Genomic DNA, 12,389 nt, shown 5'->3' on the forward strand with positions numbered 1-12,389 from the left:
CCGCGCAGATGCAGCAGTTCATGTCGCAGTTGCAGCACCTGCTCTCCGCGCCGGGCAGCGGGCCGGTCAACTGGGACCTCGCCCGGCAGGTGGCCGCGAGCCAGCTCGCCGCCGCCGGTGACCCGGCGGTCTCGCCGTTCGAACGCAACGCGGTGGAGGAGGCGCTGCGCATCGCCGACCTCTGGCTGGAGCCGGCCACCTCGTGGCCCACCGGCATCCGCACCTCGGTCGCCTGGAACCGCAACGAGTGGATCTTCAAGACCCTCGACGTGTGGCGCAAGCTCTGCGACCCGGTGGCCAGCCGCATGGTCGGCGCCATGGGCGACCTGGTGCCGCCGGAGGCCCGGGCCCAGCTCGGCCCGATGCAGTCGATGGTCGCCACGCTGGGCGGCGCGCTCTTCGGCGGCCAGCTCGGCCAGGCGCTCGGCTCGCTCGCCGCCGAGGTGCTCTCCGCCGGCGACATCGGCCTGCCGCTCGGCCCGGCCGGCACCGCCGCGCTCGTCCCGGCCAACATCCGGGCGTACGGCGAGGGCCTGGAACTGCCCGAGGACGAGGTCCGCCTCTACGTGGCCCTGCGCGAGGCCGCCCACCAGCGGCTCTTCCAGCACGTCCCGTGGCTGCGCGGGCACGTGCTCGCCGCCGTGGAGAACTACGCCGCGGGCATCCGGGTCAACCGGGAGGCGATCGAGGAGGCGATGGGCCGGGTCGACCCGACCGACCCGGAGTCGATGCAGGCCATCGCCCTGGAGGGCATCTTCACCCCCGAGGACACCCCGGCGCAGAAGGCGTCGCTGGCCCGGCTGGAGACGGTGCTCGCCCTGGTCGAGGGCTGGGTGTGCCACGTGGTGGACAGCGCCGCGGGCGACCGGCTGCCGAACGTGGTCCGCCTCGGCGAGGCGTTCCGCCGCCGCCGGGCCGCCGGCGGCCCGGCCGAGCAGACCTTCGCCGCCCTGGTGGGCCTGGAGCTGCGGCCGCGCCGGCTGCGCGAGGCGACCGTGCTCTGGTCGGCGCTCACCGAGCACCGCGGGATCGCCGGCCGGGACGCGGTCTGGGGCCACCCCGACCTGCTCCCGTCGGATGAGGACTTCGCCAACCCGGAGGCGTTCGCCGCGACCACCAGCGACCTGGACGAGGAGCTGGCGAACTTCGACTTCACCGCGCCCGGCGCGCCGGAGGAGCAGGCCCCGGGCGAGGACGACGACAAGTCCTGACGCCGCACGTCGCCGGGGCCCGCACGAGCACTCGTGCGGGCCCCGCCGCGTTCGACCAGCCCGCGCCCGCCGCGCCGCCCCTCGGGCGCACCGTTCCGCGCCCGCCGCGCCGCCACGGGCGCACCGATCAGCGCCCGCCGCGCCGCCCACGGACACACCGGCCAGCGCCCGCCGCGCCTCCCACGGGCGCACCGGACAGCGCCCGCCGTGCCGGGCCGGGCGGCGGTGGTCGGGGCGCGGCGTGTCGCTCCTGTCAGCCGGGCTGGCCGGAGAGCAGCGCCCGGGTCGCCTCCCAGCCCTCGAAGGCCGGGTCGAGGGTGGCCAGGTCGGCGGGGCCGCGGAGCCGGCGCCAGCCGGCGGTGACCGCCACGTCCCCGGGGCGCGGGGCGGCGGCACGCACCTCGGCCGGCGCGGCGGTGTCCAGGTCCAGCGCCGGTAACCACTCCGGCACGGGCAGCCGGGTGGCCACCCCGAGGAGCCCCGCCCCGCTCCCCTCGACGGGTGCGACCGCGACGAGGCGGCTGGTCAGCGGCCGGAGCAGCTTGCCGAGGGTGAGCCCCGGCACGTCGGGCGCGTCGGCGACCACCACGGCCGCCTGGTCGTACCCGGTCAGCGCGGCGAACACCGCGGCGGCGGTGGGCTCCGGCACCTCGTAGACCGCCGTGCCGGGCCAGACCACCGCGTCGGCCAGCCACCGGTCCTCCGGCGTCACGGCCACGGCGGTTTCGACCTCGTTCAGTGTGGCGAGCAGGTCGACCACGTCCTCGGCGAGCGCGCTCCGCCACCGCGCCGGATCGATCCCCGGCGGCGTCCACCGCACCGGGCCGAGCAACGCCACCACCACACGTCGAGCCACCCGACGACCCTAACCCGTGGCCCACCCACGCCCGGACGACGCGGTAGCGCCGCGCCCACCCGTCAGTGGAACGCCATGTAGGTCTCAGGCGCCGCGAGACCTACATGACGTTCCACTCACCACCTGATCGCCTTCAACATCCACCTCCCCGGCGACGTCCGCCCGCCACGCGGGACGCCTCCAGGTTCTCCCGATCTTGGCGACTTACCGCTCACCGCGAACGGCAACTCTCCAAGATCCCCCATCGGGCGCGGTCGATCATGAAGTTGGCCGCGGCAAAAGGGGCGAATCGCGCCGCCAACCTCATGATCGACGTCGCTGGGGCGAGCTGGGGGGGGGCGGCGGGCCGGGGGGCCGGGGGGCCGGGGGGTCAGTCGGTTAGGGGGACGCCGGAGGTGGCGGCCACGCCCTCCAGGTAGCCGCGGGCTCGCTCGCTCTTCGGGTAGCGGCCGACCAGGGCCCAGAAGGCGGCGTTGTGGCTGGGCACGATGAGGTGCGCCAGCTCGTGCAGCAGCACGTAGTCGATCACCCAGTCGGGCATGTCCTGGATGCGGTGGGAGATCCGGATGGTGCGGTCGGCGGGGGTGCAGGAACCCCAGCGGCCGTTCTGGTTGGTCACCCAGCGGACGCTGGCCGGGGCGGCGGCCCGCCCGTGCTCGGGCAGGTAGAGGCTGATCAGTCGGGCGGCCCGGGCCAGCAGCTCGGCGTCGGAGCGGGCGAGCCGGCCCTCGCGGGCGGCGAGCCGGGCCAGCATCCGGTCGACCCACTCGCTCTCCTCGGCACGGGAGAACTGGTCCGGAATGAGCACGACGACGCGCTCACCGTCGCGGTACGCGGACACCGTGCGTCGCCGGCGCTGGCTGCGCCGCACTTCGACGACGGGCTTCCGCGTCCCGGCCATCACTGGTCCGCGCAGCCTCGGATGACTGTCACGAGGGAAAGCTAATGCGTACTGACCAGGAGTCCGCAAGAGTCAACACGACGACACGCGCCCGGAAAATGGCGGTTGGTCGTCAGGAGTCCTGAAAAATTTCTTTGCGGCGGCAGTTGACCATCACCTGCCGGCCCCTGTCAACGTTAGGTGATCTACGGACGAGCTGTCGCGGTGGGGCCGCCCCGAAGGGGGATCTGAGGGCATTCACCCGGCGTGTCCCCCCGAAACTGACTTATCCGACGTAATGCGGCATGCACACTCTCGACGTCAACTTGCTCACAGAGTCGACGCACAGCTGACATGGAACCGCCCAGACCTGGGTAGGGTCCGCCAACCAGCGGTCACGTGCGTGACCGCGGAGAACCCCCCGGCGCCGGCGCCACCCGTGGCCCGCCGCAGGGAAACCCGCCGGAGGCGTCCGGCGGACGAGACGAGGAGGGCTACCGTGGCCGACCAGGCCCAGACCTACAACGGTTACTGCGTGAAGTGCAAGGAGAAGCGGGACTTCGAGGGCCGCGTGGAGGTCTCGAAGACCGGCATGAACATGGCCAAGGGCAAGTGCCCGGTATGCGGCACAACAGTGAACCGCATCCTCGGCAAGGCCAAGGTCTGACCCTTTCGGGTCGCACGGGGGAGGGGTGGCGACAGCCGCCCCTCCCCCGTCGCATAGCCGACACCGGCTACCGGCGGGTTGTGGAAAACCCGGCTTTTCCTGTGGACAACGCTGGCCACGGGCCGGCGCACCTGTGGACAACGATCGACGGAGAGCGCGGACACGGTCACGATTCGTGGTGTGACCGAACCGGTGCCCCTCCCCCGTCCGACGCTGCTGCCGGGCCTCACCCGGCTGTGGCGGGACCGGCACACCCTCCAGCTCGGGGTGGAACCCGGCCCGGCCGTCCTGCTGGAGCTGACCAGCCCGGGCGTCGCCCGCCTGCTCGACCTGCTCGACGGCACCCGTAGCGAGCGGGCCGTGCTCGCCGCCGCCACCGCCGCGCGGGTGCCGCCGGCCGAGGCCCGGATGCTGCTCGACACGCTCCGGGCCGCCGCTCTCGTCGTACCCGCGCAGACCCTGCTTCCCCGCGACCTCACCGGGCCGGTCCGCGCGCGGCTCAGCGGGGAGGCCGACGCCCTGGCCCTCGCCGCGTCCGCCCTGCCCGGCACGCCGGCCCGGCTGCTGCGCCGCCGGCGGGCGGCGCGCGTGCTGGTCACCGGGGCCGGGCGGCTCGGCGCGTCCATCGCCGTCGCGCTGGCGCAGGCCGGCGTCGGGCACGTCGTACCCGACCTGGCCGGCCCGGTCCGTCCCGGTGACCTGGTGGGCACCGGACTGACCGGCGCGGAGCTGGGCCGTCCGCTGGCGCCCGCGGTGCGGGCGGCGCTGGCCCGGTGCGCGCCGGGCACCGCTACCGCGCCGCTGCGGCCGGGCCGGGCCGACCTGGTGGTCCAGCTCGGCGCCGACCGCCCGGCGGCCCTGCTCGCCGCGGGCTACGCGCGCCGCCGCCAGCCCCACCTCCTGGTCGACCTGCGCGGCGGCGTGCCGGTGGTCGGTCCGCTGGTCCGCCCGCCGGTGGGTCCCTGCCTGCGCTGCCTCGACCTGCACCGGACGGACCGCGACCCGGACTGGCCGGCGCTCGCCGCCCAGCTCGCGGCCGGCGACGGCGACCGGGCCTGCGCGGCCACCACCCGGCTGGCCGCGGCGGCCTACGCGGCGGCCGAGGTGTTGGCCCACCTCGACGGGGGCACCCCCGAGACGCTCGGTTGCGCGGTCGAAATCGGGCAGCCGGGCCGGTTCCGGCATCGCCGGTGGCCGCCGCACCCCTCCTGCGGATGCTCCGGGCGTCGCCCGATCCGGTCTGCCGCACCCGCTCCCGGCCGCACGGCAGCAGTGGGCCCGCCGAGTCGGTAACAATGACCGGGTGACCGACATCCCGCGCCGGGCCGTGTCCCGGACCGCCAAGCTCGCCGCTCTGCCGCTCGGTTTCGCCGGTCGGACCGTCCTCGGCATGGGCAAGCGGGTCACCGGGCTCGCGTCCGACGTCATCTCCGCCGAGATCCAGCAGCGCACCGCCGAGCAGCTGTTCAGCGTGCTCGGGCAGCTCAAGGGCGGGGCCATGAAGTTCGGGCAGGCCCTGTCGGTCTTCGAGGCGGCGCTGCCGGACGAGATCGCGGCGCCCTACCGCCAGGCGCTCACCAAGCTCCAGGAGGCCGCCCCGCCGCTGCCCGCGGCGACCGTGCACAAGGTGCTCGCCGAGCAGCTCGGGCCCGACTGGCGGGACCGGTTCGTGGAGTTCAACGACACCCCGGCCGCCGCCGCCAGCATCGGCCAGGTGCACCGCGCGGTCTGGCGCGACCCGGGGTACGGGCCGAACGGCGGCCCACGGCACCGGGACGTGGCCGTGAAGATCCAGTACCCGGGCGCCGGGGACGCCCTGCTCGCCGACCTGAAGCAGCTCTCCCGGCTGGGCGGCATGTTCCGCGCGATCCAGCCCGGGCTGGACGTCAAGCCGCTCCTGACCGAGCTGCGTGAGCGGATCACCGAGGAGCTGGACTACGAGCTGGAGGCCGAGTCGCAGCGCGCCTTCGCGGCCGCGTACGCCGGCGACCCGGACATCTACATCCCCGAGGTGCTCGACGCCGCGCCCCGGGTGCTGATCACCGAATGGGTCGAGGGCACCCCGCTGTCGCAGATCATCCGGGAGGGCACCGAGGAGCAGCGCGACGAGGCCGGGCGGCTGATGGCCGAGCTGCACCTCTCCGCGCCGATGCGGGCCGGGCTGCTGCACGCCGACCCGCACCCGGGCAACTTCCGGCTGCTCCCCGACGGCCGGCTCGGCGTCATCGACTTCGGCGCGGTGGCCCGGATGCCGGAGGGGACCCCGGAGCCGATCGGCCGGATCGCCGCGCTGGCGCTGCGCGACGACGCGGACGCGGTGGTCGCCGGGCTGCGCGACGAGGGTTTCGTGAGCCCCACCGAGCCGATCGACGCCGAGGGGGTGCTGGACTTCCTCCGGCCGATGCTGGAGCCGATCGCCGTGGACGAGTTCCGGTTCACCCGGGCCTGGCTACGCGCGCAGGCGGCCCGGCTGGCAAGCCCGCGCTCCCCCACCTACCAGCTCAGCCGGCAGCTCAACCTGCCGCCGTCGTACCTGATGATCCACCGGGTGACGCTGGGCTCGATCGGGGTGCTCTGCCAGTTGGAGGCGAAGGCGCCCTACCGGGCGATCCTGGAGCGCTGGCTGCCCGGCTTCGCCCCGGTGGCCTGACCGCGCGTACGCCGGAGGGGCGGTGACCGTACGGTCACCGCCCCTCCCGTGGTGTAGGGATCTAGAGAACGCCCAGGTCGCGGGCCGACTGGCTACGGCTACGCATGGCGACGGTACGGGCGGAACGGGTTGCCTCAGTGCTCGTGGTGGTGCCAGCCTGAGGCCGGCGCATTCGAGCCCGGGACAACGCTTCGTGAAGTAGTTGCATCTCGGTTCCATTCGGCAGGTGCAGCATCGTTTCGGCTTTCTCGTGGCCGGTGAGGATCACCGGCGGGGACGTTGGAACGGGGTTGTGTCAGGCTGCCAGCCGGACGGAGCTACGCGACTCGGACAGCCCACTGGCCGCCAGTCGCGCCTCCGCCTCGACCCGGAGCTGGGCGTCACGGGCGAGGTCCTCCTTGCGCGGACGGCCACGGGGCCGCTTACGCGGGACGACCGCGCCACGCTCGAAGATCTCGCCGCCCCAGACGCCCCAGGGCTCGGACCGCTCCACCGCGCCGGCGAGGCACTCGACGCGCAGCGGGCAGTCCCCGCAGAGCGACTTGGCCAGCTCGAGCTCGGCAGGCGAGTCGGAGAACCACAGGTCGGGGTCGAACTTCCGGCAGGGCAGGTTCGCCTCCACCTCGACGCTCACGTCGAGCGGGGCCAACGCCAGACTCATCCTCCGGTCACCTCTCTCTCACTTCGATCTCGTGGATCGCATTCGTTCGGCACTACGGCAGTGCAAAAAAACTGAGGCCGCGGATCCCGGTATGCGGGTTCCGCGGCCTCGAGGTGAGCCGGTGGTCTGGTGGATCAGACCGGTCTACCTCGAGGTGGAACGCCGCGGACATCCGTGCGCTTCTTGACGTCACCGATGCCCATGCCCGTGAAGCCACTGGTCCCCTCGATCTCCGCGAGCGGCGCAACGGTCAGGTTCAGCTCGGCCTGAACCTGGGCCTGGTGCACCTGCGGAGCCGACGGTCGAGCGGCAAGGGCCACCCGGACGGACGACAGCGGAGCGCAGGCAGCTGGCATCGCCGCCAGACGCTCATAGGTGAAGATCTCCACGGGTGCCACCTCCCTCAACGTTCCTCGTGCCGACCTTGGACTCATCCCCCGTGAGCAGCCAGAATGGCGCCGCTCGCGAGGTGTGTCATGAGGCTATTCCTCGCCTCGGGGCGAGGGCAAACGATTTACGGCTAGATTTCGAAACTTTTCTGCGGGCAGACATCGTCCACCCCCGCACCGGCCACCAGGGCCAGCACCGTATCGCCGTAAAGTCCCAGTTTGCGGGGGCCGATCCCGGCGATCGCGATCAGCTCCTCGGTGCGGCCCGGCTTCCGCTCGGCCAGCGCGGTGAGCGTGGCGTCGGTGAAGACCACGTACGCCGGCACCTTCTGCGCCCCGGCCACCCGCTGCCGCCACTCGCGCAACCGCTCGTACAGCTCTTCGTCCAGGTCGGACGGACACGTCGGGCAGCGGCCCAGCTTCCGGTCCGCCCCGGCGAGCAGAGTGGCCCCGCAGATCCGGCAGGAGACCACCTGGGGGCGCCGCCGCTCGGTGCGCCGGCCCGCGCCCGCGCCCGCGCCGGCCCGCTCGCCACCGCCGGAGCGGTCCAGCTGGGGCAGGAACCGGGACGGCCGCCGGGCCCGGCCGCCGGGCGAGCGGGCCGCCGCGTACGACAGCCAGAGCCACTCCCGCGCCCGGGTGATCCCGACGTAGAGCAGCCGCCGCTCCTCCTCGACCTGCTCGGGCGTCTTCGCGTACGTGGTGGGCAGCGTGCCCTCGGCCAGCCCGACCAGGAAGACGGCGTCCCACTCCAGGCCCTTGGCCGAGTGCAGTGAGGCGAGCGTCACCCCCTCCACGGTGGGCACGTGCTGCTGGGCGGCCCGCCGGGCCAGCTCCTCGTTGAAGTCGCCCAGGGTGACCGGGCGCTCGATCGCGGCGGCCTCGCCGATCGGCACCACCTCGGGCGTCGCCGCGTACTCCTCGGCGAGCTGCACCAGGGCGGCGAGCGCCTCCCACCGTTCGCGGGCGGCCCCGCCGGCCGGGGGCGCGTCGGGTGCCCAGCCGACCGCGGCGAGCCCCTCCACGACGGCGGCCGGCAGCGGGGTCTCGCCGGGGATGGACCGGGTGGCGGCGCGCAGCGCGATCATGGCCTGGCGCACCTCGGGGCGCTCGAAGAAGCGCTCCGCCCCCTGCACGACGTACGGCACCGCGGCCTCGGTGAGCGCCTTCTCGTACGCCTCGGACTGCGCGTTGGTGCGGAACAGCACCGCGATCTCCCGGGCCGGGGTGCCGCCGTCGACAAGTGCCCGGCAGCGGGTCGCCACCGCGTTGGCCTCGGCCGGCTCGTCGGTGAAGATCCGCAGCTCGGGTTCGGGGCCGGGCGGGCGCTGGCCGTGCAACTCCAGCCGGAGCCGGGCCTCGGCGCCCCGGGCCTGGGAGATCACCGCGTTGGCCAGCCCGACCACCTGCGGGGTGGAGCGGTAGTCGCGGACCAGCCGGACCACCGTGGCGTTGCGGTGCCGGCGCGGGAAGTCGATCAGGTAGGACGAGGTCGCCCCGGTGAACGAGTAGATGGTCTGGCTGGCGTCACCGACGACGGTGAGGTCGTCCCTGCCGCCGAGCCAGGCGTCCAGCAGCCGCTGCTGCAGCGGGTTCACGTCCTGGTACTCGTCGACCACGAAGTGCCGGTACTGCCCCCGGACCTGCTCGGCCACGTCGGCGTGCTCCTCGATCCCCCAGACCGCGGCGCGCAGCATGTCCTCGAAGTCGATCACCCCGTTGCCGCGCTTGAGCCGCTCGTACGCGTCGAAGACCTCGGCCACCTTCGCCGGCTCGTGCGGGGTCTCGCGCAGCGCCTTGGCGGCTGCCACCACGTACTCGCCCGGCTCGACCAGCGACGACTTGGCCCACTCGATCTCACCGGCCAGGTCGCGGGCGGCGGCCCGGTCGGCCCGCAGGCCCACCTTGGCCGCGGCCAGCGTCACCACCCGGACCTTGCTGTCCAGCAACTCGGGCATGGCCCGGCCCTCCAGCAGCCGGGGCGCGAAGTAGCGGACCTGGCGCAGCGCCGCCGCGTGGAAGGTGCGCGCCTGCACACCGCCCACGCCCAGCCCGGTGAGCCGGGCCCGCATCTCGGCGGCGGCCCGGGCGGTGAATGTGACGGCCAGCACGTGCCGGGGGGAGATGTCACCGGTGAGCGCCCGGTGCGCGATCCGGGAGGTCACCGCCCGGGTCTTGCCGGTCCCGGCGCCGGCGAGGATGCACACCGGGCCGGCCGGGGCGGTCACCGCGGACCGCTGCTCCGGGTCGAGGCCGGCCAGCACCCGTTCCGCCGCTGAGTGAACCACCACAGCCAGGAATCATTCCAGCCTCCGGCGATGTTGCAGCGATTAGCCTGGCCTGATCGGACCGGGCGCGAGTCACCCCTTGGAGGACCTGACCATGTTGACGATGTATTCCACCCCGTGGTGCGGCTACTGCCACCGGCTGAAGTCGCAGCTCGACCGGGAGGGCATCGCGTACGAGGTGGTCGACATCGAGCAGGACACGAAGGCCGCGGAGTTCGTGATGAGCGTCAACGGCGGCAACCAGACCGTCCCGACGCTGCGGTTCGACGACGGCACCGCCCTGACCAACCCCTCGATCACCCAGGTCAAGCAGCACCTGACCACCATCGCCGGCTGACCCGGTCCGCACGCTGTGACCAGCGGCCGCCCCGACCCGGGGCGGCCGCTGTCGCGTCTCAGGGCGCCCGACGCCGGCGCGTCGCCGCGAGCACCTCGTGGTCGAGCGGGCTGCGGGGGGCCGGAACGTGGACCAGGACGGGCCGGGGCGCGGTGAGCCGGCGGCCACGCCAGAGGTAGAGGCCGGCGGCCGTGGTGGTCACCCCGACCAGGGCGAAGAGCAGGCGGTAGTCGAAGACGCCCACGAGCAGCGCGCCCGCGCCGATGGAGACCGCCTGGGGGCCGCTGACCAGCGCCTCCGCGGCGGCGGCGACCCGACCGAGCAGCCCCGGCGGGGTCCGCCGCTGGATCAGCGTGTTCAGCCCGACCATGGTCAGCGGCAGGGAGACCCCGGCCAGCAGCAGCGCCACCACACCGAGCCAGAGCCCGGGGTACGCGAGCGCCAGCGCGGCCGGCCCGAAGAAGGTCACCCCGGCGGCGAGCGCCCCCACCTCACCGGCCCGGCGCACCACGGCGGCCGAGACGAGCCCGCCGACCAGCCCGCCGACCCCCTGCACGGTGACCAGCACACCGACGAACGCGGCCTCCCGGCCCAGCCCCAGGTCGACGTACGCGAAGATCAGCGACTCGGTGAAGCCCATCATGAGCGAGCCCAGCCCGTACCCGAGCAGGGCCCGGCGCAGCGCGGGGTCGCCGGCCAGGTGCCGCAGCCCCGCGCCCAGCCCCGCCGGCCAGCGGGGCGCGGACCCGGCCGGGGTGGTCTCGGTGACCGGGAGCACGCCGACGACCGCGGCGGCCGTGAGGAAGCCGGCCATGGCCAGGGCGACCAGCAGCCAGCCGCCGACCGCGGCGTAGAGCCCGGCCCCGGCCAGCGGGCCGACCAGCCGCAGCCCCTGCCTTACGGTCTGCAGCACCCCGTTGGCGTCGGCCAGCAGGTCGCTCGGCACCAGGTGCCGGATGAGCCCGCTGAGCACCGCGCTCAGGGTGATGTACGACAGCCCGTAGAACCCCGCCACCACGTAGATCACCCAGACGTCGGCGCGGTCGTGGACCGCGAAGAGCGGGCAGAGCAGCACGGCCGTGCCGAGGTTCGCGGCCACGAAGAACGGCCGGCGGCGGCACCGGTCGACCACCCACCCGACCAACGGCGCCAGCACCATCGGGGCGATCACCGCGAAGATGGTCGCCCCGGCCATGCCGTCCGACCCGGTCAGGTCCTTGACCCAGACGGCCAGGGCCAGCAGCAGGATCGACTCGGCCGCCATGCTCGCCAGCAGCGCGACGAAGAGCAGGCGGAAGTCGCGGCGGCGCAGGACGGTGCGCATCGGGTTCCCTCCGGGTTTTTGTCGCGTGACACGCCCCCGCCGGACCCTCCGACACCGGTCGCGCCGTCCATACTGACCGTGGGGGGCGAATTTCATACAGTTACCGTCGCGTCCTGCGACGGTCGACGGGAAAGAGGACACCGTGCCTCCTGCCGCACCAGGCCCGATCCTGCGCCGTCGCAGGCTCGGCATCGAGCTGCGCCGACTCCGTGAACAGGCCGGCCTCACCGGCGACCAGGTCATCGAGCGGATCGGCTGGGCCTCCGCGTCCAAGCTGTCCCGCCTGGAGAACGGCCGCAGCCGTCCCGACCCGGACGACGTGGGCGTCCTGTTGACCCTCTACGGCGCGCAGGATGAGCTGCGCGAGGAGTTGTTGGGCATCACCCAGGACGCCGGCGACATGCGCGGCTGGCTGCGCAACTTCCCGGTGATGACCCAGCAGCAGCGCGGCTTCGCCGAGCTGGAGGCGGGCTGCGCGGAGATCTCCGAGTACAACCCGGTCCTGGTGCCGGGGCTGTTGCAGACCCCGGGGTACGCCCGGCACCGCATCATGTCCGCGGCCCAGGTGGCCGAGGAGGCCAGCGACCCGGAGACCGAGGACCCGGAGACCGAGGTACGCGCCCGGCAGGCCCGCCAGTCGCTGCTGACCCGCTCCCCCGACGCGCCGCGCTACACGGCCGTGCTGGAGGAGGCGGCGCTCGGCCGCCGGGCCGGCCCGCCCGAGGTGCTGCACGAGCAGATCGTCCACCTCTGCGAGCTGGCCCTGCTGCCCAACGTGACGCTGCGCCTGCTGCTGCGGGACACCCGGGTGGGTGACTGGTACCTCCCGCCGACCGCCTTCTCGGTCTACCGGTTCGCCGATCCGCTCGATCCGGAGACGCTGGCCATCGAAGGTGGGTTCACCGACGTCATGTCGACCGAGGCAAACACCCTAAATCGCTATAAAGTGGTGTTCGAGTGGCTGAGCTCGGCGGCACTCTCCGCATCGGACACCCTCTCCTGGCTGATCGAGGCGACGGGACGGCTGACCGGCACGGCAGTCGAGTCCACAGTGGCGCTCGGGCCGGCAACGGCGCCGACCCAGCGCCGCCGCGACTCGGGGCGCCTGACGACGGACCGGTGATCC

General features: G+C 73.8%; 12 protein-coding genes. 6 read left to right on the plus strand and 6 right to left on the minus strand.

The genetic code is table 11. From position 1 onward, the window contains the following. Window positions 1-8 precede the first annotated feature (8 nt). Window positions 9-1,211 (plus strand): zinc-dependent metalloprotease, encoded by a 1,203-nt coding sequence (locus ACQP12_RS28540; protein ID WP_357939078.1) that lies wholly within the window; start codon window positions 9-11, stop codon window positions 1,209-1,211. A 253-nt stretch (window positions 1,212-1,464) separates the two neighbouring features. Here ACQP12_RS28540 and ACQP12_RS28545 read toward each other — a convergent pair whose 3' ends face one another. Together ACQP12_RS28545 and ACQP12_RS28550 are read right to left on the minus strand one after the other, a co-directional pair. Continuing rightward, complete coding sequence (locus tag ACQP12_RS28545; RefSeq protein WP_433283295.1) at window positions 1,465-2,067, minus strand: hypothetical protein; 603 nt, start codon at window positions 2,065-2,067, stop codon at window positions 1,465-1,467. A 370-nt stretch (window positions 2,068-2,437) separates the two neighbouring features. Then, complete coding sequence (locus tag ACQP12_RS28550) at window positions 2,438-2,968, minus strand: M48 metallopeptidase family protein (protein WP_357938400.1); 531 nt, start codon at window positions 2,966-2,968, stop codon at window positions 2,438-2,440. 478 nt (window positions 2,969-3,446) lie between these two features. Between ACQP12_RS28550 and ACQP12_RS28555 the strand changes: the two genes are divergently transcribed. From ACQP12_RS28555 to ACQP12_RS28565, 3 genes are all read left to right on the plus strand, one after another. Further along, a complete protein-coding gene (locus ACQP12_RS28555) occupies window positions 3,447-3,614 on the plus strand; it encodes a DUF5679 domain-containing protein (RefSeq protein ID WP_012014940.1) in 168 nt (55 codons plus the stop codon). A gap of 180 nt (window positions 3,615-3,794) precedes the next feature. Continuing rightward, the gene (locus tag ACQP12_RS28560) at window positions 3,795-4,907 is read left to right on the plus strand and encodes a TOMM precursor leader peptide-binding protein (protein WP_433283296.1); all 1,113 of its coding nucleotides are present in this window, start codon (window positions 3,795-3,797) and stop codon (window positions 4,905-4,907) included. A 10-nt stretch (window positions 4,908-4,917) separates the two neighbouring features. Continuing rightward, complete coding sequence (locus ACQP12_RS28565) at window positions 4,918-6,264, plus strand: ABC1 kinase family protein (protein WP_433283297.1); 1,347 nt, start codon at window positions 4,918-4,920, stop codon at window positions 6,262-6,264. A gap of 295 nt (window positions 6,265-6,559) precedes the next feature. Here the strand turns inward: ACQP12_RS28565 and ACQP12_RS28570 are convergent, their stop codons facing one another. The 3 genes from ACQP12_RS28570 to ACQP12_RS28580 form a co-directional block, all read right to left on the minus strand. Further along, window positions 6,560-6,925 carry a WhiB family transcriptional regulator gene (locus ACQP12_RS28570; RefSeq protein ID WP_357938406.1) on the minus strand — a complete coding sequence of 122 codons (366 nt, stop codon included), beginning with the start codon at window positions 6,923-6,925 and terminating at the stop codon, window positions 6,560-6,562. A gap of 134 nt (window positions 6,926-7,059) precedes the next feature. Continuing rightward, window positions 7,060-7,314 carry a hypothetical protein gene (locus tag ACQP12_RS28575; protein ID WP_357938408.1) on the minus strand — a complete coding sequence of 85 codons (255 nt, stop codon included), beginning with the start codon at window positions 7,312-7,314 and terminating at the stop codon, window positions 7,060-7,062. 131 nt (window positions 7,315-7,445) lie between these two features. After that, window positions 7,446-9,605, minus strand: a complete 2,160-nt coding sequence (locus tag ACQP12_RS28580; RefSeq protein WP_433283298.1) for an ATP-dependent DNA helicase UvrD2 — start codon at window positions 9,603-9,605, stop codon at window positions 7,446-7,448. Window positions 9,606-9,696: 91 nt separating this feature from the next. Between ACQP12_RS28580 and ACQP12_RS28585 the strand changes: the two genes are divergently transcribed. Continuing rightward, window positions 9,697-9,939: a mycoredoxin gene (locus tag ACQP12_RS28585; protein WP_433283299.1), complete on the plus strand. Its 243-nt coding sequence runs from the start codon at window positions 9,697-9,699 to the stop codon at window positions 9,937-9,939. 58 nt (window positions 9,940-9,997) lie between these two features. Here the strand turns inward: ACQP12_RS28585 and ACQP12_RS28590 are convergent, their stop codons facing one another. After that, the gene (locus ACQP12_RS28590) at window positions 9,998-11,263 is read right to left on the minus strand and encodes an MFS transporter (RefSeq protein ID WP_433283300.1); all 1,266 of its coding nucleotides are present in this window, start codon (window positions 11,261-11,263) and stop codon (window positions 9,998-10,000) included. A gap of 142 nt (window positions 11,264-11,405) precedes the next feature. Between ACQP12_RS28590 and ACQP12_RS28595 the strand changes: the two genes are divergently transcribed. After that, entirely contained in the window at window positions 11,406-12,386 is a 981-nt protein-coding gene (locus tag ACQP12_RS28595) for a helix-turn-helix domain-containing protein (RefSeq protein WP_433283301.1), read from the plus strand. Window positions 12,387-12,389: the final 3 nt, after the last annotated feature.

Source organism: Micromonospora sp. CA-244673, from assembly GCF_050948395.1.
In the GTDB taxonomy this organism is placed as follows: Bacteria; Actinomycetota; Actinomycetes; order Mycobacteriales; family Micromonosporaceae; genus Micromonospora.

Coding starts and splice junctions, on each gene's coding strand:
- ACQP12_RS28540 (WP_357939078.1), top strand. CDS start 9: ATGCAGCAGTTCATGTCGCAGTTGCAGCACCTGCTCTCCGCGCCGGGC.
- ACQP12_RS28550 (WP_357938400.1), bottom strand. CDS start 2,968: ATGGCCGGGACGCGGAAGCCCGTCGTCGAAGTGCGGCGCAGCCAGCGC.
- ACQP12_RS28570 (WP_357938406.1), bottom strand. CDS start 6,925: ATGAGTCTGGCGTTGGCCCCGCTCGACGTGAGCGTCGAGGTGGAGGCG.
- ACQP12_RS28585 (WP_433283299.1), top strand. CDS start 9,697: ATGTTGACGATGTATTCCACCCCGTGGTGCGGCTACTGCCACCGGCTG.
- ACQP12_RS28590 (WP_433283300.1), bottom strand. CDS start 11,263: ATGCGCACCGTCCTGCGCCGCCGCGACTTCCGCCTGCTCTTCGTCGCG.